The organism is Amycolatopsis sp. NPDC006125, assembly GCF_040614195.1.
Classification (GTDB): domain Bacteria; phylum Actinomycetota; class Actinomycetes; order Mycobacteriales; family Pseudonocardiaceae; genus Amycolatopsis_E; species Amycolatopsis_E tucumanensis.
In genome coordinates, this window is record NZ_JBEXTZ010000061.1 from 1 (window position 1) to 20,350 (window position 20,350).

The following is a 20,350-nucleotide window of genomic DNA, read 5'->3' on the forward strand; positions in this document are numbered from 1 at the left end:
CCGGCGAGCGCGCCGGCGGGCCTTCGTTTCTGCCTCAGATCACGCCGTGGGCGGCTGGTACACGTTCGACAGCTTGCTCGCCGCCGTGCGGTCCAGCAGCCACAGCGTCCGCCGCTGGCCGCGGGCGCCCGCCACGGGCACCTGCACCTCGCCCGCGCCGGACAGGGCCAGCGCGACGGCGTCGGCCTTCGCCTCACCCGTCGTCATCAGCCAGACGTCGTGCGACCGCCGGATCGCGGGCAGCGTCAGCGACACGCGGGTGGGCGGCGGCTTCGGGCAGTTGCGCACCGCCACCACCGACCGCTCCGTCTCGTACACCGCCGGCGACTCGGGGAACACCGACGCGGTGTGCCCCTCGCCGCCGAGACCCAGCAGGCAGATGTCGAACTGCGGCACGTCGCCGTGGTCCTCCGGCCGCGCGTTGTCCGCCAGCACCTGCGCGTACGCCGCCGCGGCCGCGTCCACGTCGTCGCCGAACTCGCCGTCCGAGGCCGCCATCGCGTGCACCCGCTTCGGATCGACGGGCACGTGGTCCAGCAGCGCCTCGCGGGCCTGCTTCTCGTTGCGCTCGTCGTCGTCCGCGGGCACGAACCGCTCGTCGCCCCAGTAGAGGTCCAGCCGCGACCAGTCCACCGCGTCCCGGGCGGGGGAGCGGCGCAGCTGCTCCAGCACCGCGATCCCGGTGCCGCCGCCGGTCAGCACCAGCGACGCCGAACCCTTCGCGGCCTGCAGGTCCACCAGCCGCGTCACCAGCCGGGCCGCCGCGGCGGCCGCCAGCAGCTCGCCGTTGGCGTAGACCACCACTTCGGAAGAGGCCATCACGCGCTCGCCTTCGCCGACTTCGCCGGCTTCTTCGCGGGCGCCTTCTTCTTGGCGGCGCCCGCCGAACCCGAGGCCAGCTTGTCCAGGCCCTGCAGCGACGCCTCGAACACCTCGTCCGGGTCGAGCCGCCGCAGCTCCTCGATCAGGCAGTCCTTGGTGTTGCGCCGGTGCAGCGCGATCCGCCGCGTCGGCTGGCCCGGCTGCATGAGCGTGCCCACCTTGCCGTCCGGCCGGTGCAGCGCGATCGCGCCCGACCGGCGCTCCAGCTCCACCGACACGATGCCCTGCGCCGTGGTCGTCTTGACCCGGCGCACCGGCACCTTCAGGTATTCGGCGAGCCAGCCGGCGAGCAGCTCCGTCGACGGCGAGTCGGCCTCACCGGTCACCGTGGCGCCGGTGACCTTCTCGTACGGCGGCAGGTCCAGCGCCGCGACCAGCTGGGCGCGCCAGTTGGTCAGCCGCGTCCAGGCCAGGTCCGTGTCGCCCGGCACGTACGCCTTCCGGCGCGCCGCCAGGGCCCTTATCGGGTTGCGCTCCGCCGCCGAGTCGGTGATGCGGCGCTGCGCCAGCTCACCGATCGGGTCCTGCGCCGGCACCTTCGGGCCGGAGCTGGGCCACCACGCCACGATCGGTGCGTCGGGCAGCAGCAGCGGGATCACCGCGCTCTGGCCCTGCGACGCCAGCGGCCCGTACAGCCGCAGGATGATGACCTCGCTCGCGCCGGCGTCGCCGCCGACGCGGATCTGCGCGTCGATGCGGGCCGCGGCCGTGCGCGACCCGCGGGCCAGCACGATCACCCGGCACGGGTGCTCGCGGCTGGCCTCGTTGGCCGCGTCGATGTGCTCCTCCAGGTGCTCGCCGTCGTCGTCGACGATCACCAGCGTCAGCACCCGGCCCAGCGCGACGGCGCCACCGCGCTCGCGCAACTCGACCATCTTGCGGTTGACCTGCGAGGTCGTGGTCGAAGGCAGGTCGATGATCACGGGCGCCTCCAGTTCCGGCCGCTGCGCTCCAGGACCTCGTCGGCCGTGTCGGGGCCCCAGGTGCCCGGGGCGTAGGGCTCCGGAGCGCCGTTCTTGGCCCAGAACTCCAGGATCGGGTCGAGGATCTGCCAGGACAGCTCGACCTCTTCGTTGACCGGGAACAGCGACGGCTCGCCGAGCAGCACGTCCAGGATCAGCCGCTCGTAGGCCTCCGGCGAGGACTCGGTGAACGCATGCCCGTAGCCGAAGTCCATCGTGACGTCGCGGACCTCCATCGTGGTGCCCGGCACCTTCGAGCCGAACCGCAGCGTCACGCCCTCGTCCGGCTGCACCCGGATCACCAGGGCGTTCTGCCCCAGCTCCTCCGTCGAGGTGTAGTCGAACGGCAGGTGCGGCGCCCGCTTGAACACGACGGCGATCTCGGTGACGCGGCGGCCCAGCCGCTTGCCGGTGCGCAGGTAGAACGGCACCCCGGCCCAGCGGCGGTTCTGCACCTCCAGCGACACCGCGGCGTAGGTCTCGGTGGTCGAGTCCTTGGCGAACCCGGCCTCCTGCAGCAGGCCCGGCACCTTCTTGCCGCCCTGCCAGCCGCCGGTGTACTGGCCGCGCGCCGTCGTCTCGGCGAACGGCTGCATCGGCTTGGTGGCCCGCAGGACCTTGATCTTCTCCGCCCGCAGCGCCCGCGGCTCGAACGACAGCGGCTCCTCCATCGCGGTGAACGCGAGCAGCTGGAGGAGGTGGTTCTGGATCACGTCCCGCGCCGCGCCGATGCCGTCGTAGTACCCGGCGCGACCGCCGAGGCCGATGTCCTCGGCCATGGTGATCTGCACGTGGTCGACGTAGTTGGCGTTCCAGATCGGCTCGAACAGCTGGTTCGCGAAGCGCAGCGCGAGGATGTTCTGGACCGTCTCCTTGCCGAGGTAGTGGTCGATGCGGAACACCGACTCCTCGGGGAAGACGTCGTTGACGATCGCGTTGAGCTCCTTGGCGCTGGCCAGGTCGTGGCCGAACGGCTTTTCGATCACCACGCGGCGCCACGACTCGTCGTCGGACTGCGCCAGGCCCGAACGGGCCAGCTGCTTGGTCACCACCGGGAACGCGCTGGGCGGGATCGACAGGTAGAACGCGGTGTTGCCACCGGTGCCGCGCTCAGCGTCCAGCTCGCGCACGGTCTGGGCGAGCCGGTCGAACGCGTCGTCGTCGTCGAACGTGCCCTGCACGAACCGGATGCCCTCGGCGAGCCGGTTCCACACCGACTCGCGGAACGGGGTCCGGGCGTGCTCGGCGACCGCGTCGTGCACGAGCTGCCCGAAGTCCTCGTTCTCCCAGTCCCGCCGCGCGAAGCCGACCAGCGAGAACCCGGCGGGCAGGAGCCCGCGGTTGGCCAGGTCGTAGATGGCCGGCATCAGCTTCTTGCGGGAGAGGTCACCGGTGACGCCGAAGATCACCAGGCTGGACGGCCCGGCGATCCTCGGCAGCCGCTTGTCGCGGGGATCCCGCAGCGGGTTGCTCCACCCCTTCGTGCTCACTCAGCCTCCTGTACCGCGCGCATGAGCTCAGCCAGGCCCGCGGCCCGGTCGGTCAGGTGCAGCCGCAGCACCGGACGGCCGCGCTCGGTCAGCACCTGGCCGTCGCCGAGCGCCTGCGCGTGCTGCAGCTGGCCCAGGGTGTAGGGCCGGTCCGGCACGTCGAGGTCGTCCTCGTTCGCGCCGGTGATCTGCAGGAAGATGCCGTTCTGGTGACCGCCCTTGTGGTACTGGCCGGTCGAGTGCAGGAACCGCGGCCCCCACCCGAAGGTGGTCTGCAGCCCGGTCCGCTTCGCCAGCTCGGGACGCAGCAGCGCCGCCGAGGCGTCGTCGAGCCGGTCCAGGTAGGCCTGCACCGCGAGGTAGCCGCCCTCCGGCGCGGTCGCCAGGAACTCCCGCAGCACGTCGGACAGCGAGCCGTCGCCCGAGACCCCGGCCGGGGCGAAGATCTCCACCGCGTCGTCCACCGCGGTCGGCGTCTCGCCGCCGGTCAGCTTCGACGGGTCGTCCAGCAGCGAGCGGGCGGCCTTCTTCGCGGCCTCCACGTCCGGCTGGTCGAACGGGTTGATCTTCAGCAGCCGCCCGGCGATCGCGGTGGCGAACTCCCACAGCAGGAACTGCGCGCCGAGCGAGCCGGTGGTGGCCACCTTGGCGGCGCCGGTGACCGGGCCGATCGCGACCGGGGTCGCGTCGGCGCCCGCGTCGGCGAAGCCGGGCGCGGCCGGGCCGTCCACGGCGACCGGCAGCAGGCCGGTGCCGAGCTTGCCGGTGGACTCCGCGATCAGCTGCTCCGCCCAGTCGGCGAAGCCGGTGATGCCGGAGCCGGTGTCGGCCAGCACGACCTTCTCCGCACCGGCGTTGTGCGCGGCGCCCCACGCGGCGGCCAGCTTGACCGCCGGGTTGTCCGCGCTGTCGGCGCCGAGGACCTGCGCGGCGGCCGCGGCCTGGTCGAGCAGCCTGGCGATGTCCGCCCCGGCCAGCCCGGCCGGCACCAGCCCGAACGCGGTGAGCGCCGAATAGCGCCCCCCGACGTGCGGGTCGGCGAGGAACACCTTGCGGTACCCCTCCTTCTCGGCCAGCTCCGACAGCGGCGAACCGGGGTCGGTGACCACGACGATCCGCCGCGCCGCGTCGATCCCGTTGTCCGCGAACGCCTTCGCGAAGATCCGGCGGTGGCTGTCGGTCTCCACCGTGCCGCCGGACTTCGACGACACCACCAGCACCGTGCGCTGGAGGTCGCCGGCGAGCGCGTCGGCGACCTGGCCGGGGTCGGTGGTGTCCAGCACGGTCAGCGCGACGTTCTCGGTGGCCGCGATGACCTCCGGCGCGAGCGACGAGCCGCCCATGCCGGCCAGGACGATCCGGTCGACGCCTTCGCTCCGCAGCTCCTCGCGCAGCGCCTCGATCTCGCCGATCAGCGGGCGCGACGACTTGTGCAGCGTGGTCCAGGACAGCCGGATCGAGGCCTCGGACTCGGCGTCGGCGCCCCACAGGGTGGGGTCCTGCGCCGCGACCTTGGACGCGACCTGGTCGGCGACGAGCTCGTCGACCAGCGGGGCCGCTTGCGCGGCCAGCTCCTCGTCGCTGATCGTGACGGTCAGCTCTTCCCCCACCACGGCGTCAGCCCTTCGCCTTCTCGAGCTGCCCGGTGACGGTCTCCAGCAGCTCGGCCCAGGACTTGTCGAACTTCTCCACGCCCTCGTCCTCCAGCGTGCGGAAGACGTCGGGGATGTCGATGCCCACCGCGGCGAGCTTGTCGAACACCTCCTGCGCCTGCGCGCCGGTGCCGGTGACCTTGTCGCCCTCGACCTTCGCGTGGTCGGCGGCGGCGAACAGCGTCTTCTCCGGCATGGTGTTGACCGTGCCCGCGACGACGAGCTGGTCGACGTAGCGGGTGTCCGAGTACGACGGGTCCTTCACGCCGGTGGAGGCCCACAGCGGGCGCTGCGGCCGGGCGCCCGCGGCGGCCAGCGCCTGCCAGCGGTCGGTGGCGAACAGCTCCTCGTAGGCGGCGAAGGCGAGGCGGGCGTTGGCGATGGCGGCCTCGCCGCGCAGCGCCTTGGCCTCGTCGGTGCCGATCGCGTCCAGCCGCTTGTCGATCTCACTGTCCACACGGGACACGAAGAACGAGGCGACCGACTCGATCGTCGCGAGGTCGTGGCCGTTGGCCTTGGCCTGCTCCAGCCCGGCGAAGAACGCCTCGATCACCTTGCGGTAGCGCTCGACCGAGAAGATCAGCGTGACGTTGACGCTGATGCCCTCGGCCAGGGTCTTGGTGATCGCGGGCAGGCCCTCCTCGGTGGCCGGGATCTTCACGAGGATGTTCGGCCGGTCGACGGTCTTCCACAGGTCCTGCGCCTCGGCGGCCGTCTTGTCGGCGTCGCGGGCCAGGCGCGGGTCGACCTCGATCGACACGCGGCCGTCCACCCCGTTCGTGCGGGTGTAGACGTCGCGGAACAGGTCCGCGGCGTTGCGCACGTCGGTGGTGGTCAGCTCGCGGACGGCGGCGTGGACGTCCGCGCCGCGGGCGGCCAGCTCGCGGACCTGGGCGTCGTAGGACTCGCCGTCGGCCAGCGCGTTGGCGAAGATCGTCGGGTTGGTGGTCACGCCGGTCACGTGACGGTCGCGGATGAGCTCGGCCAGGTTGCCGGAGTTCAGCCGTTCGCGCGACAGGTCGTCGAGCCAGATGGACACGCCGGCCTGCGTCAGCTGAGCAAGGTTGTCGCTCATGACTTCATCCCCTTTGCGGTGATTCAGGAGTTCTTGGTCTTGGCGAGCGAGCGGCGCGCGGCGTCGACCACGGCGTCGGCGGTGAACCCGAACTCGCGGAACAGGGTCTGGTAGTCGGCCGAGGCCCCGAAGTGCTCGATCGAGACGATCTCACCGGCGTCGCCGACCCAGCGGTACCACGGCTGCGCGATGCCGGCCTCGACCGACACGCGGGCCTTCACCCCGCTGGGCAGGACCGACTCGCGGTACGCCTCGTCCTGCGCCTCGAACCACTCGACGCACGGCACCGACACGACCCGGGTGGGCACGCCGTCGGCCTCGAGCGTCTTGCGGGCCTCGACGGCCAGCTGGACCTCCGAACCGGTCGCCATCAACACGACCTCCGGAGCGCCGGAGGAGGCGTCGGCGAGCACGTAGGCGCCCTTGGCGACCTTGTCCGCCGCGGTGCCCTCGAGCACCGGGACGTTCTGGCGGGTCAGCGCCAGGCCCGACGGGTGGCGCTTGTCCTCCAGCGCGGCCTTCCACGCGCCCGCGGTCTCGTTGGCGTCCGCGGGCCGGACCACGTTCAGGCCCGGGATGGCGCGCAGCGAGGCCAGGTGCTCGATCGGCTGGTGCGTCGGGCCGTCCTCGCCGAGGCCGATCGAGTCGTGCGTCCACACGTAGATGACCGGCGCGTGCATCAGCGCGGCCAGCCGCACCGGCGGGCGCATGTAGTCGCTGAACACCAGGAAGGTGGCGCCGTAGGGCCGGGTGCCGCCGTGCAGCGCGATGCCGTTGAGGATCGAGCCCATGGCGTGCTCGCGGACACCGAAGTGCAGCGTGCGGCCGTAGGGGTTGGCCTGCCACATGCCGGTGGAGGCCTTCTCCGGGCCGAACGAGTCGGCGCCCTTCATGGTGGTGTTGTTGCTCTCGGCCAGGTCGGCCGAACCGCCCCACAGCTCCGGCAGCACGTCGGCCAGCGCGTTGAGCACCTCGCCGGAGGCCTTGCGGGTCGCGATGCCCTTGGCGTCGGGCTCCCAGCTCGGCAGCTTCTCGGCCCAGCCCTCGGGCAGGTCGCGGGTGGCCAGCCGGTCGGCGAGCTTCTTGCGCTCCGGGTTGGCGGCGGCCCACGCGTCGAAGCGCTCCTGCCACGCGGCGCGCTCCTGCTTGCCGCGGTCCAGTGCCTTGCGCGTGTGCGCGATCACCTCGTCGTCGACCTGGAAGCTGCGCTCCGGGTCGAAGCCGAGGATCTCCTTGACCGCGGCGACCTCCTCGGCGCCCAGCGCGGCGCCGTGCGCCTTGCCGGTGTTCATCTTGTTCGGCGCCGGGTAGCCGATCACGGTGCGCAGCAGGATGAACGACGGGCGGGTGGTCTCCGCCTTGGCGGCCGCGATGGCCTCCTCGATCGCGACGACGTCCTCGCCGCCCTCGACGACCTGGACGTGCCAGCCGTAGGCCTCGTACCGCTTCGCGGTGTCCTCGGACAGCGCGATGTTGGTGTCGTCCTCGATCGAGATCTTGTTGTCGTCGTAGATGACGACCAGGTTGCCCAGCTCCTGGCGGCCCGCGATGGACGACGCCTCGGAGGTCACACCCTCCTCGATGTCGCCGTCGGAGGCGATCACGAAGATGTGGTGGTCGAAGATGCTCTCGCCGGGCGCGGCGTCCGGGTCGAGCAGGCCGCGCTCGCGGCGGGCGGCCATCGCCATGCCGACCGCGTTGGCCAGGCCCTGGCCGAGCGGGCCGGTGGTGGTCTCCACGCCCTTGGTGTGCTGGTACTCCGGGTGGCCCGGGGTCTGCGAGCCCCACTTGCGCAGCTGCTTGAGGTCCTCGAGCTCGAGGCCGTAGCCGGCGAGGTACAGCTGGATATAGAGCGTCAGGCTGGAGTGCCCGGCGGACAGGACGAACCGGTCACGCGCCGGCCACTCCGGGTCGCTCGGGTCGTGGCGCATGATCCGCTGGAAGAGCGAGTACGCCACCGGCGCCAGGCTCATCGCGGTGCCGGGGTGACCGCTGCCGCAGTTCTCGACCGCGTCGGCGGCCAGCACCCGGACGGTGTCGACCGCACGGGTGTCGAGGTCGGTCCAGTCGGCGGGCAGGTTCCGCCGCAGCAGTGGGTTGTTCTCGCTGATGGAGGCGATATCGGACACTGAACTCGAACTCCCCGTCCTTCTCGGTGGCAACTCTTCTGTTCGTGGGGGTCTTCGCGCGCGCAGGCTCCACTCATCTCAATCGATCCCGAAGAGACGATATTCCTGCTAGCGGGCGTGCGCACGACCACAAGCGCAACCCCCGGCGCCAGCCTAGTAGGTCGGGTACCCGGCGCCTCCGGGGCCGACACACGCGGCTGGCCCACCCCGGTGCGCGCGGGGTGCGAACCCGGCGATTACGATCGGTTGCGGTGCCGGGCTGCCCCGGTGCCCCCGAATCTGACTCAGGGAGCGGAATTGTCGTTGGTGAACGCTGCGCACGGGCGCAGTGACAGCACCAGCGCTGTCGACCCCGGAGGCGAGCGCCCGCGTGGTCTGCGGCGCGTGAGCCGGATCGTCGGCGCCTACGTCGCCCTGACCAAGCCTCAGGTCATCGAGCTGCTGCTGGTCACCACCATCCCGGCGATGTTCCTCGCCGCGCGCACGATCCCGTCGCCGTGGCTGATCCTGGCGACGCTGGTCGGCGGCACCATGGCCGCGGGCAGCGCGAACGCGCTGAACTGCGTCATCGACGCCGACATCGACAAGGTGATGAACCGGACGAAGCGGCGCCCGCTGGTCCGCGACTCGGTGCCGCGGCGCAACGCGCTGGTGTTCGCGCTGGCGCTGGGCGCCGGTTCGTTCGCGATGCTGTACTTCACGGTGAACCTGCTGGCCGCCGTGCTGGCGATCGCGACGATCCTGTTCTACATCTTCGTGTACACGCTGGTGCTCAAGCGGCGCACGGCGCAGAACGTGGTGTGGGGCGGCGCGGCGGGCTGCATGCCGGTGGTGATCGGCTGGGCCGCGGTCACCGGCACGGTGCAGTGGCCCGCGTTCGTGATGTTCGCCGTCATCTTCTTCTGGACGCCGCCGCACACCTGGGCGCTGGCCATGAAGTACCGCGACGACTACGAGCGCGCCGGCGTGCCGATGCTGCCGGTGGTCGCCACGCCGGAGCACGTGGCTCGCCAGATCCTCATCTACTCGTGGGTGATGGTCGGCTGGACGCTGCTCCTGCTGCCCGCGACGAGCTGGCTGTACGCGAGCTTCGCGGTGCTGGCCGGGTCCTGGTTCCTCTTCTACGCGCACCGCCTCTACTCGGGCGTCAAGCGCGGCGTGGAGACCAAGCCGATGGCCCTGTTCCACCGGTCGAACACGTACCTGATGATCCTGTTCTGCGCGCTCGCGGTCGACTCGGCGATCGGTCTGCCCACGCTCGGCCTGCCGTTCTGACGCGCGGCCGGGAATCTTCCGGCGCTCGCCTTCGTTGGGTTCCAGGCCGACTTGTCACCCGATGCCGAAAGCAGGTTGCTCTTGTCCGTGGCTGAGGACCGGGAACCCCAGAACACGACCGACCTTCAGCACGAGCAGGACTACGTGTCCATGCTCTACCGCAGGCTCGACGCCGAGCGCACCACCGCTGAGCGGCGCCTGGAGCGGGCGCTGCGCTCGCACGGCGAAACCCCGCAGGAGAGCGCCGAGCGGGACGCCGCCAGCAGCCTCCACCACGAGCGGCTCGCGCAGCTCGGCTCCGTCGAGCAGGGCCTGTGCTTCGGCAGGCTCGACTTCCACGACGAACAGGCGCCCGCCTACATCGGGCGGCTCGGCCTGTTCGACGAGGAGGGCGACTACGAGCCGCTGCTGCTGGACTGGCGCGCGCCGGCCGCGCGGCCGTTCTACCTGGCCACCGCCGCCTCGCCGGAGGGCGTGCGGCGCCGCAGGCACATCCGCACGCTGAGCCGCAAGGTCGTCGGTCTCGACGACGAGATCCTCGACCTGCGCGCCGTCGACGGGCAGCAGGCCGACCTGGGCCTGGCAGGCGAGGCCGCCCTGCTGGCCGCGCTGGAGCGCAAGCGCACGGGTGAGATGAGCGACATCGTCGCCACCATCCAGGCCGAGCAGGACGACATCATCCGGGACGACCTCAGTGGCGTCGTCGTGGTCCAGGGGGGGCCGGGCACCGGCAAGACCGCCGTGGCCCTGCACCGGGCCGCCTACCTCCTCTACACCTACCGCCAGCAGCTCGCCTCCCGCGGCGTGCTCGTGGTCGGGCCGAACAGCACGTTCCTGCACTACATCGGCCAGGTCCTGCCGTCGCTGGGCGAGACCGGGGTGCTGCTGTCCACGATCGGGCAGCTGTTCCCCGGCATCCGGGCGCGCGGCGCGGACAGCCGCGCGGCCGCCGAGGTCAAGGGCAGGCTGGCCATGGTCGACGTGCTCACCAGGGCCGTCGCCGACCGCCAGCGGGTGCCGGAGGAGCGGTTCGAGGTCGCCTTCGACGACGACGTGCTGGTGCTCGACCGCGCCGTCGTCGAGCGGGCGCGCGCCAAGGCCCGGCGCACCCGCCGCCCGCACAACCTGGCACGCCGCGTCTTCGTCGACGCGATGCTGGACGCGCTGACCGAGCGGGCCGCGGTGCGCATGGAGGTCGACCTCTTCGAGGGGGTCCCCGACATCCCGCTCGCCGAGGGCGAAGACGCCGACGCGCCGGTGCTGGACGCGGGGGACCGGGTCGAGATCCGCAAGGAGCTCGCCGAATCCGAGACCGTCGCCGCCGCGATCGACGAGCTGTGGCCGAAGATCACGCCGCAGCGGCTGCTGCGCGACCTGTTCGCCGAGCCGGACCGCCTGCTGTCCGCGTCCGAGGGGCTGCTCTCCGACGCCGACCGCGCGGCGCTGAAGCGCCCGGCCCGCTCGCCCTGGACACCGGGCGACGTGCCGCTGCTCGACGAGCTGGCCGAGCTGCTCGGCGAGGACGACGAGGCCGAGCGCGCCGCGCGCGAGCGGCGCGAGCGCGAGGAGCGCGCCTACGCCGAAGGTGTGCTCGACATCATGGACCAGGACGAGGAGCTCCTGGACGAGGACCAGATCAACATCGCCGACATCCTGGACGCCGAGCTGTTCGCCGAGCGGCAGGAACGCAGCAGCCACCTGACCGCGGCGCAGCGCGCGGCCCGCGACCGCACCTGGACGTTCGGGCACGTCATCGTCGACGAGGCGCAGGAGCTCTCGGCGATGGACTGGCGGCTGCTGATGCGCCGCTGCCCGAGCCGGTCGATGACCGTCGTCGGGGACGTCGCCCAGACCGGCGCGCCGGGCGGGGCGTCGTCGTGGCGGGACATGCTCGGCCACTACGTCGGGGACCGCTGGCGGCTGCGTGAGCTGACCGTCAACTACCGGACCCCGGTGGAGATCATGAACCGCGCCGCCGAGGCGCTGCGCGAGGTCGACCCGGACCTGCGGGTGCCGACATCGGTGCGGGAAACCGGCGTCGAGCCGTGGGGCGCGCCGCTCGGCGAGCGCCCACTGGCGTCCATCGTGGACGAAGAGGTGGCTGCCGCGGACGGCGGCACGGTCGCGGTGCTGGTCCCGGCCGCCAGGCTGGGCGCGGTCCGGTCCGAACTGGACGGTCACGGCGACGCGGTGTCGGTGCTGACCGTCGCCGAGGCCAAGGGGCTCGAGTTCGACGGTGTCGTGGTGCTGGCGCCGGAGGAGATCGTGGCGGAGTCGCCGCGCGGCTGGAACGACCTCTACGTCGCCTACACCCGTGCCACGCAACGGCTCGGCATCTTGTACTCCGCCGGACGGCCGACGTCAACGCCCGGTTAAGGTGTCGCCATGCGTAACGCTGGCAAGATCGTGCTCGCGGCGGCAGCCGCCCTCGCTCTCGGGGCCTGCGCGCCCGACCAGGAACCGTCGTCCTTCCCGCCCGGAGGCGGCCCGACCTACCCGGCTCCCGAGCCGGCGGGGGCGTCCGCGAGCGCTTCGGCGGGGCACGACACGGGCAGCGCCGCGCACGAGTGCACCGCGGACGACATCACCGTGACCGGTGACTTCGGCGCCAAGCCGACGATCACGATCCCGGACACCTGCAGCGCGCCGACCAGGCTGCTGACGAAGGACCTGAAGCCGGGCACCGGCGCCACCGCCCACGCGGGCAGCACGCTGCAGATGGACTACGACCTGGTGACCTGGTCGGACAAGGTCGACCAGCAGAACTCGTTCGGCTCGGCGCCGTTCTCGTTCGCGCTGGGCGAGGGCACCGCCATCCCGGGCTGGGACCAGGGCCTGGAGGGCATCAAGCAGGGCGGCCGCCGCCTGCTGGTCATCCCGCCGGACCTCGGTTACGGCGCCCGCGGCAACGGCCCGATCAAGCCGAACGAGACGCTCGTCTTCGTCGTCGACGCGGTCCAGGTCACCGGCTGACGTCCGGTGGCAGCCGCGGGGGAGCCTGACCGGCGGCAGCCGGGCTCGTCCCTCGCGGCGCTGGGCTCGGCGGGCGGGAACGCCGCCCGGATCGGAGGCTGACCCATGGACGTCCGCGGAGCGGTCGCGGTGGTCACCGGCGCCTCGTCGGGCATCGGGGCGGCCACCGCGCTCCGGCTGCACGAGGCAGGTGCTCGCCTCGTGCTGCACGGGCGTGACGGCGACCGGTTGGACGCGCTCGCGGAGCGCACCGGCGGGGTCGCCGTCCGCGCCGACTTCGCCGAGCCCGGCGCGGTCGAGGCCGCCGCGGAGGAGATCGCCGCGCGGGCCGGGCGGGTGGACGTGCTCGTCAACAACGCCGGGATGGGCTACGCCGGCCCGGTGTCCGGCATGTCCGGTGCCGACGTGCGGCGGTTGCTCTCCGTGAACTTCGCCGCACCCGTCGAACTGACCCGTGCCCTGCTGCCCGCGCTGCTCGACCGGCCCCGGGCGGCGGTGGTCTTCGTCACATCCATCGCGGGCCGGGCCGGGGTGGCGGGGGAGTCGGTGTACTCGGCGACCAAGGCGGGGGTGGACGTTTTCGCCGAGAGCCTGCGGCTGGAACTAGCCGGTACCGGGGTGCGGGTCGGGGTGGTCGTGCCCGGGGTGGTGGACACCGAGTTCTTCGCCCGCCGCGGCCGTCCCTACCAGCGGCGCAGCCCCAGGCCGGTGCCCGCGGACAAGGTGGCCGCGGCGGTGCTGGCGGCGATCACGGCGGACCGGGCCGAGCAGTACGTGCCGCGTTGGCTGAGATTGCCAATTGCGGTGCGGGGGACCGTGCCCTCGGTGTACCGTGCACTATCTGCCCGGTTCGGGGGTTCGGACTGAGTTCCCGGAATCTTTCCGCCACTGGAAGCGCTGACAAGTGACGTGTTAGTCCCGGTATTCCTCGGATTCGCCGCGGCGTTCCTGTTCGCGGCGTCAGCCGCGCTGCAGCGACGCGCGGTGATCGAGGTTGCCGACAGTGACGTCGAGGGGCGCGCCGCGCGACATCGCGTCCCCGTACTGTGGCTGATCCGCAAGCTGTTGCGCAAGAGGGTGTGGCTCGCGGGATGGGCCACGAACCTGTTGGGCTTTTTCAGCCAGGCCGCCGCGTTGCACTTCGGGTCGATCGCGCTCGTGCAGCCGCTGCTGGTCACCGAACTGCTCTTCGCGCTGCCGATGGCCTCGGCCGCGATCCGCCGCTGGCCGCCGCTGCGGGACTGGCTGGCCGGGCTCGCCATCACCGGCGGGGTGGTGGTGTTCCTCGCGGTCGAGGGCACCGCGCCGCTGGGCGGGTCGCCGGACCAGGGCCGCCTGCTGATCGCAGTGCTGATCGCCGCGGCCACCGTCGTCACCCTCGTGCAGGTCGCCCAGAACCGGGGCCCGCTGCTGCACAGCGCGCTCATCGCCACCGCGGCAGGCATCTGCTACGCGATCAGCGCGGCCATGATGAAGGTGACCACCGACCTGCTGTTGAACGAGGGTGTCGCTCACACCGCGCTCACCTGGCCGGGGTACGTGCTGGCGCTGTCGACCTTCTCCGGGCTGCTGCTCGGGCAGCAGGCGTACGGGTCGGGTTCGCTGTCCGCGGCGATCGCCGTGATGTCCATCGTGAACCCCGCGGCCAGCTATTTCCTGGGACTACTGGCGTTCAACGCGACGCTGGTGACCGAGCCGGGCCCGCTCGCGGCGACCGCCGGCGCGGCCCTGTTGTTGATCCTCGGCGTGTTCGGGCTCGCGCACTCGCCGAGCGTGCAGGCGGAGACGACCCGGTCGGCCCAACACGGGGTTTATCCCGGAAGTGGTAAATTCTCGGGAACCGTTCCCTCCCGGTCCCGTTCTTCGGACTCCTTCGCTCAGGATTAATTCAGGTATCCGGCGTAGGTTTCGGGCCCGGCGGGCGGTGGAACCTACAGAGCCTGTCGAGAGTGCGCTGCCCCCGCGCACCCAGGGCAGACCCTTGGAGGCTGGAGCCCGTGCACCACCGAGCGTCGTCCGGCGACCGCCATTTGGTGATCGAAATACCGCACCTGCGGAAAACGATCAAGGATGCGGCGATCCTGTTGCTGGAAACGGTCGTCGTCCCGTCGGTTCTGCTGGCGTTGTTGTTGCATTTCGTCGGCCTGGTTCCCGCGCTGTGCGCGGTTCTGGGCTGGGCGGCCGTCGTGATCGGCGCGCGCCGCCTGATGAAGCGCGACATGCCCCGCACACTGCTGCTGTGCACGGCGATGCTGGTCGGACGCGCGGCGTTCGCGCTGGTCACGTCCAGTGCGGTGGTGTACGTGCTGCAACCGGCCGTCGGCTCGGTGCTGATGTTCCTGATCTTCGTCGGCAGCGCGATGATCGGGCGCCCCATCACGGCGCGCCTGGCGAAGGACTTCGTGCGGCTGCCCGCGGAGCTGTTCAAGCACCGCACGGTGAACCGCGTGTTCATCGAGGTGGCACTGCTCTGGGGCGGCTCGCGGCTCATCGACGCCGCGATGACCATCGGGTTCCTGCACTGGGGCGTCGAGGCGGGCCTGATGTCGCGCGGCATCCTCAGCGGGCTGCTCACCGCGCTGACCGTCGCGGCCTGCGTGGGCCACGGATGGCGCAAACTCCGCCGCGACGGCGTGACGCTCCGGCTGGCCGGCCGCCACAGCCCCGCACCGGCCGCCGCCTGACGCCGCCGCGCGCTCGCGGGCAGTTCGGCGCTCCCGCGGACGAGCCGCGCCCGTGCGCGAGAGCCGCACGCGCGGGTGGGTGAGGCCCACCCGCGCGCGGGCGAGGTTGCCGGGCGAGAGGCCCCGCGCCCTGTGGGCGAGCCGCATGCCCCGGGCAAGGCCCGACGCCCCTGTCGGCGAGCGCACGCTCCCGACGCAAGCTCCACCGGCGCGAGAGTCCCACGCGCGCGAGAGCCCCACGCTCCAGCGGCCGAGCCCCGCGCTCCCGCCCGCGAGTTCCGCGTTCCCGCCCCGCACGCTCCAGGCACGAGCCCCGCGCTCCAGCGGCCGAGCCCCACGCCCCCGCCCGCGAGTTCCGCGTTTCCGCCCCGCACGCTCCACGCACGAGCCCCACGCCCCCGCGTGAGCCCCACGCCCCCGCGTGAGCCCGACGCCCACGCGCCAGCTCCCCGCTCCTGCGGCCGAGCCCCGCGCTCCAGGGTGCCGAGCCTCGCGCCCCGCCCGCGAGTTCCGCGTTCCCGCACGCACGCTCCGCGCGCGAGCCCCACGTGCACGCGCGCCCCACGCCCGCGGCCCGTTCGCCGCTTCCGCGGCCGAGCCCCGCGCTCCAGGGTGCCGAGCCCCGTGCCCCCGCCCGCGAGTTCCGCGTTCCCGCCCCGCATGCTCCGCGTGCGAGCCTCACGTCCGCGTGAGCCCTCGCGGCAGCCCCGCGCCCATCCCCAACTTTGCGGGCCACTGTCCGCCCGGCGGCACCCGGTCAAGCCGCCGCGCCGGGGCCGGGCAGCAGGTCGACGTCCCGGGCGTGCATTGCCTCGCCGCAGTGGTCGCAGCGCAGTCCGGCGCCGCTGACCGACCCGCACGTCCGGTGCCGGTACACCACCGGCGGCCCGGCCTCGCCCGCCAGCCACCGGTCGCCCCAGTGCGCCATCGCCATCAGGACCTCCACGAGCTCCGCGCCCCGCTCCGTCAGCACGTACTCGTAGCGCGGCCGCCGGTCGTAGGGCCGTCGCTCCAGCACCCCGCGCTCCACCAGGTGGTTCAGCCGCTCGGTCAGCACCTTCCGCGAAATGCCCAGGTCGGCCTGGATCTGCTCGAACCGGGTCATCCCCGCCCACACGTCCCGCAGCACCAGCGGTGACCACGGCTCCCCGATGACGTCCAGCGTGCGCGCGATCGAGCACGCCATCCCGCCGAAGTTCGTCCGCTGCATGGACCCGACTCTAGCAATTGGGGTTCCCTGAAGGAACTCAGACTGCTACCGTCGGAGTCTCTTGAAGGAACCCCGTTAGGAGCGCCGAGATGAGCAAGGTCATCGCCGCCCACGCCGTCTCCGTCGACGGCTTCATCACCGGCCGCGACCCCCGCCCCGGCCACGGCCTCGGCGACGGCGGGATGCTGTTCGACTGGTACTTCGACGGCGACACCCCGAGTGGCGTCTTCGACGGCTTCCGGCTGAGCGAGCCCAGCGCCCGGGTGTTCGACGCACTCGCCGGCCGGGTGGGCGCCATCGTCGCCGGGCGCACCACCTACGAGGACTCCGACCGCTTCGGCGGCGGCAGCCCGCACCCGAAGGCGCGGCTCGTCGTCCTCACCCACCGGCCCGCGGAAACCAGCACCCGGCAGACCCTCGTCACCACCGGGATCGAGGACGCGATCGCCCAGGCCCGCGACGCCGCCGACGGCCGGGACGTCGGCCTCATGGGCGGTGGCGTGGTGACCTCGGCGCTCGCGGCCGGCCTCGTCGACGAGATCGTCCTCCACCAGGTCCCGGTCCTGCTGGGCGCGGGACGACCCTACTTCCGGGAACTCCCCGCGCACGTGCGGCTCCGCCTCGTCGAAGCCGTCCCGGCGCCGGGCGTCACCCACCTGCACTACGCGGTCGAGCGGTGATTCGCGCGAGCGCTCCGGCCACGAAGCGTGGTATATGACGGTGTGCTCACCGTCGGTTCCACCTCACGGTCCCCGGTGGTCCCGGACGCCCGCGCGGCGGCCGTCCAGCGTCCGGGCTGGTGGGGTGAACTGCTGCTCGGGCTCGGCCTGTTCGGGATCTACCTGCTGGTCGAGGCGTTCCCGCTGCCGGGCCGCGAACCGCGGGCGCACGCCAACGGCGAAGCGCTGCTGGCGTTCGAACGCTGGATGCACCTGGACTTCGAACTCCCGGTCAACCTGTGGCTCGCCGAGCAGGGCTGGATCCGCGTCTTCGCCAACTACGAGTACGCGATCACCTACATCGCGAGCGCGATCATCCTGCTGATCTGGGTGCACGCCCGGCACCCGGTCCACTACCGCTCGGTGCGCAACAGCTTCGTCTGGCTCAACCTGTTTGCGCTCGCCTGCTTCTGGCTCTACCCGGTCGCGCCGCCGCGGATGCTCGACGGCGCCGGGTTCGTCGACACCGTGCGGCTCGGGAACACGTTCCTGTCCTGGGGCTCGCCGATGCTCCAGGGGGCCAACCAGCTGGCCGCGATGCCGTCCCTGCACGTCGGGTGGGCGCTGTGGGTCTCAGTGGTCCTCGCGCGCATCCGCGGCGGCTGGGTCGTGCAGATCGTCAGCGCGGTGCACGTCGCCATCACGTTCGCGGTCATCATCGCCACCGGCAACCACTACTGGATCGACGCGGCCGCCGCCGTGGTGTTCATCGCCGCGGCCACCTGGCTCGCGCAGGTCGCCCGGCCGGTCGACCGGGTGTCCGCCTCCGACACGTTCTTCCTGCACGTCGAGACCCCGGCGTACCCGCAGCACGTCGGCGGGCTCATCATGCTCGACACCACCGCCCACCCCGCCGGGCCGACCCGGGAGTGGGTGCAGCAGGCCATCCGCGACAAACTGCCCGCGATGCCCCGCTACGCGCAGCGCCTGTCGGACTACTCGCCCTGGCGCCGCCAGCACTGGGTGCCGCACCCGGACATCGACTGGGACTGGCACGTCCCCGACTTCGACCTGACCCGCCCGGACGGCACGCCCGGTGGCATGGGGGAGCTGCACAAGCTCGTCGCGCGGTTCCAGAGCGAGCCGCTGCCGCGGGACCGGCCGCTGTGGCGGTTCGCCGTCGTGCGCGGTGTGGAGGAGAACACCGCGGCGGTGATTTCGCTGGTGCACCACGCGGTGGCGGACGGCATCGGCACGATCAGCCTGATGCTGGAGCTGTTCGACTCGCCCAGCCTGCTCGAGGGGCTCAACGAAACCAAGCGGCCCAACGCCCTGCAGAAGGCCGCCGCGGGCGCCGTCGGCCTGGCGCAGCTGGCCACCGACGGGCGCCCCAAGACGCGGCTGCCCGCGGGCGACCCGCCGGACCGTCGCTACGCCACCCTGCAGATCCCGCTCGACGACGTGCGTGAGCTGGCGCGCAAGCACGGCGTGCGGGTCACCGACCTGCTGCTGGGCGGGGTGGCCGGCGCGCTGCGGCGGGTCGCGGTGGCGCCGCTGCCGGAGTCGATGCTGACCTCGGTCACGCTGATGGCCGCCGAGCCGCGGCCCGGCGCGGAGGGCAACGTCACCGCCGCCGTCATGGTGGACATCCCACTGGGGGGCATGCCCGAAGCCGAGCGCCTGAAGCGGATCGCCAAGGCCACCAAGCGGTTGCGCACCGGCACGAGGGTCATCGCGTCCCGGTTCGTGCAGCACACGCTGGCCGGGCTGATGCCGGCGTTCTTCCACCGCTGGTTCGCCCGGACCGTCTACAACGAACGGTTTTTCAACGGCACCGTGTCCAACATGCCCGGTGCCGCGTGGCAGGTGGACTTCGGCGACTTCCCGCTGCGCACGGCGTTCGCCATCATCCCGCTCGCGCCGGGCACCCCGTTCACCATCGGCGTGCTGGGGTGGTACGGATCGTTCTCCATGAGCGCCACCGTGGACGCGGCGCTGGTGGACAGCGTGGACGGCTTCCTCGCCGAATTCCGCGCGGTGCTGGCGGAACTGGACTGACGCGTCACACGTCGCCGGGGTCCGAAGTGCCCCAGGCGAGCGCGAGGGTGAGGCGGCGGCGGTTGTCCGGATCGTCCAGGCTCTCGCCGAACAGCTCACGCAACTGGGCCATCCGGTAGCGCACCGTTTGCGGGTGTATGTGCAGTTCCTCCGCCATGGCGCGGCGGTCGCCGAGGTGCCGCAGCCAGCAGGCGAGCGTCTCGCACAACCGCTTGCGCGTCACCGGCCCGAGGTGCGCCAGCGGAGCGAGGCACTGGTGGCGCATCGCGTCGAAGAGCTTCGCGTCGCGGTGCACGATGATCGAGTCCAGGTGCTCGTCCACGAACACCGGATCGTCCTCCAGCACGTGCGTGCGGCGCAGCTGCGCGGCCAGCTCGGCGACGTGCATGCTGGCCGGCAGGCGTTCCAGCGGCACCGCGTGCCCGACCACCGCGCCCGCGCCGCGCAACGCCGACGCCAGCCGCTCCCGCCGCTGCGGTCCGTCCGGATCGGGCACGATGGCGCAGACCAGCCGCTGCCGCCGGACGTGCAGCGACGAGTTCCCGAGCCGCCCCAGCAGCGCGCTGCCGACCGGATTGTCCGGCTCCACCAGGACGACCGCCGCCTGCCGAGGCAGCGGCCAGTCCACCCTGGCCGCGGCGGCGCGGATCGCGGCGGAATCGGAGCGGTCGGACAGCAGCATGTCCGCCAGCTCGTCGCGCAACCGCTCCCGCATCGCGGCGGATTCGGACTGCTCCAGCACGTAACCGCGCGCCGACGCCGAGGACAGCTGGTCCACGAAGATGAACACCGCCTCGGCCAGCGAGGCGAACATGTCGGAGGGGACACCGACCTCGAGCGCGACCTCGGCGACGTGGTGCCACGCCACCCGCGCGCCGATCTGGTAGGCCGACAGCAGGCTCGTCAGATCGCGGCCCTGCTGCCACTGCGCCCGCCCGATCTCCTCGAACAGCGGCTGCTCGCCGAACCGGTCCGCGCCGTGGTCGGTGATGCCGGACAGCTCCGCGATGTCCCATTTGGCCATCCGCAGCAGCCGCTGCAGGAACATGTTGGCGGAGACCAGGACCTCGTCCCGTTCGGTGACGATGAACTCCGCGTAGTCCGGCCAGTGCTCGTTCAGCAGCCGCGCCACGTCGTCCAGCATGCGCGGCAACCGTTCCGAGGTCGCCTTCGCCAGATCCGCCAGCGTGCCGTCGCTGGTCTCCGTTCGTCTGCCCGCCATGTCGTGGACCCCCACTCGCCTGCCCGCGTGCCGTCCATCGTCCGGGTCAATACTGTCAGCTCGTGACAACCGTGGCTTC

16 protein-coding genes are annotated in these 20,350 nt (G+C 72.2%); 8 read left to right on the forward strand and 8 right to left on the reverse strand.

The window, feature by feature from the left end:
• Positions 1-39 precede the first annotated feature (39 nt).
• The 6 genes from pgl to tkt are packed head-to-tail and all read right to left on the reverse strand — an operon-like array spanning position 40 to position 8,190.
• A complete protein-coding gene (gene pgl, locus ABZ193_RS27310; protein WP_020421295.1) occupies positions 40-819 on the reverse strand; it encodes a 6-phosphogluconolactonase in 780 nt (259 codons plus the stop codon).
• Positions 819-1,805 (reverse strand): glucose-6-phosphate dehydrogenase assembly protein OpcA, encoded by a 987-nt coding sequence (gene opcA, locus ABZ193_RS27315; protein ID WP_020421294.1) that lies wholly within the window; start codon positions 1,803-1,805, stop codon positions 819-821. The genes pgl and opcA overlap by 1 nt, the downstream gene beginning before the upstream one ends.
• A complete protein-coding gene (gene zwf, locus ABZ193_RS27320; RefSeq protein ID WP_020421293.1) occupies positions 1,802-3,334 on the reverse strand; it encodes a glucose-6-phosphate dehydrogenase in 1,533 nt (510 codons plus the stop codon). Before zwf ends, opcA begins: the two co-directional genes overlap by 4 nt.
• Positions 3,331-4,947 carry a glucose-6-phosphate isomerase gene (locus ABZ193_RS27325; protein WP_020421292.1) on the reverse strand — a complete coding sequence of 539 codons (1,617 nt, stop codon included), beginning with the start codon at positions 4,945-4,947 and terminating at the stop codon, positions 3,331-3,333. The genes zwf and ABZ193_RS27325 overlap by 4 nt, the downstream gene beginning before the upstream one ends.
• A gap of 4 nt (positions 4,948-4,951) precedes the next feature.
• Entirely contained in the window at positions 4,952-6,061 is a 1,110-nt protein-coding gene (gene tal / locus ABZ193_RS27330; RefSeq protein ID WP_354711979.1) for a transaldolase, read from the reverse strand.
• Positions 6,062-6,084: 23 nt separating this feature from the next.
• Positions 6,085-8,190 carry a transketolase gene (gene tkt, locus ABZ193_RS27335; protein ID WP_354711981.1) on the reverse strand — a complete coding sequence of 702 codons (2,106 nt, stop codon included), beginning with the start codon at positions 8,188-8,190 and terminating at the stop codon, positions 6,085-6,087.
• Between the two features lie 297 nt (positions 8,191-8,487).
• Here tkt and ABZ193_RS27340 point away from each other — a divergent pair, with 297 nt between their 5' ends.
• From ABZ193_RS27340 to ABZ193_RS27365, 6 genes are all read left to right on the forward strand, one after another.
• Positions 8,488-9,465, forward strand: coding sequence for a heme o synthase (locus ABZ193_RS27340; protein ID WP_027936336.1), 978 nt, complete (start codon positions 8,488-8,490; stop codon positions 9,463-9,465).
• 87 nt (positions 9,466-9,552) lie between these two features.
• Positions 9,553-11,841: an AAA family ATPase gene (locus ABZ193_RS27345; RefSeq protein ID WP_354712003.1), complete on the forward strand. Its 2,289-nt coding sequence runs from the start codon at positions 9,553-9,555 to the stop codon at positions 11,839-11,841.
• A 9-nt stretch (positions 11,842-11,850) separates the two neighbouring features.
• Positions 11,851-12,438: an FKBP-type peptidyl-prolyl cis-trans isomerase gene (locus ABZ193_RS27350; RefSeq protein WP_354711982.1), complete on the forward strand. Its 588-nt coding sequence runs from the start codon at positions 11,851-11,853 to the stop codon at positions 12,436-12,438.
• Positions 12,439-12,543: 105 nt separating this feature from the next.
• Positions 12,544-13,305 carry an SDR family NAD(P)-dependent oxidoreductase gene (locus tag ABZ193_RS27355; protein ID WP_020421286.1) on the forward strand — a complete coding sequence of 254 codons (762 nt, stop codon included), beginning with the start codon at positions 12,544-12,546 and terminating at the stop codon, positions 13,303-13,305.
• Positions 13,306-13,347: 42 nt separating this feature from the next.
• Complete coding sequence (locus ABZ193_RS27360; RefSeq protein WP_020421285.1) at positions 13,348-14,325, forward strand: DMT family transporter; 978 nt, start codon at positions 13,348-13,350, stop codon at positions 14,323-14,325.
• A 110-nt stretch (positions 14,326-14,435) separates the two neighbouring features.
• Entirely contained in the window at positions 14,436-15,122 is a 687-nt protein-coding gene (locus ABZ193_RS27365; protein ID WP_027936334.1) for a hypothetical protein, read from the forward strand.
• Between the two features lie 757 nt (positions 15,123-15,879).
• Here the strand turns inward: ABZ193_RS27365 and ABZ193_RS27370 are convergent.
• Positions 15,880-16,332: a helix-turn-helix domain-containing protein gene (locus ABZ193_RS27370; protein ID WP_354711984.1), complete on the reverse strand. Its 453-nt coding sequence runs from the start codon at positions 16,330-16,332 to the stop codon at positions 15,880-15,882.
• Between the two features lie 89 nt (positions 16,333-16,421).
• Here ABZ193_RS27370 and ABZ193_RS27375 point away from each other — a divergent pair, with 89 nt between their 5' ends.
• Both ABZ193_RS27375 and ABZ193_RS27380 read left to right on the forward strand, forming a co-directional pair.
• Entirely contained in the window at positions 16,422-17,012 is a 591-nt protein-coding gene (locus ABZ193_RS27375) for a dihydrofolate reductase family protein (RefSeq protein ID WP_354711985.1), read from the forward strand.
• A gap of 75 nt (positions 17,013-17,087) precedes the next feature.
• Positions 17,088-19,049, forward strand: coding sequence for a phosphatase PAP2 family protein (locus tag ABZ193_RS27380; protein ID WP_354711986.1), 1,962 nt, complete (start codon positions 17,088-17,090; stop codon positions 19,047-19,049).
• A gap of 4 nt (positions 19,050-19,053) precedes the next feature.
• Here ABZ193_RS27380 and ABZ193_RS27385 read toward each other — a convergent pair whose 3' ends face one another.
• Complete coding sequence (locus ABZ193_RS27385) at positions 19,054-20,271, reverse strand: PucR family transcriptional regulator (RefSeq protein WP_235716248.1); 1,218 nt, start codon at positions 20,269-20,271, stop codon at positions 19,054-19,056.
• Positions 20,272-20,350: the final 79 nt, after the last annotated feature.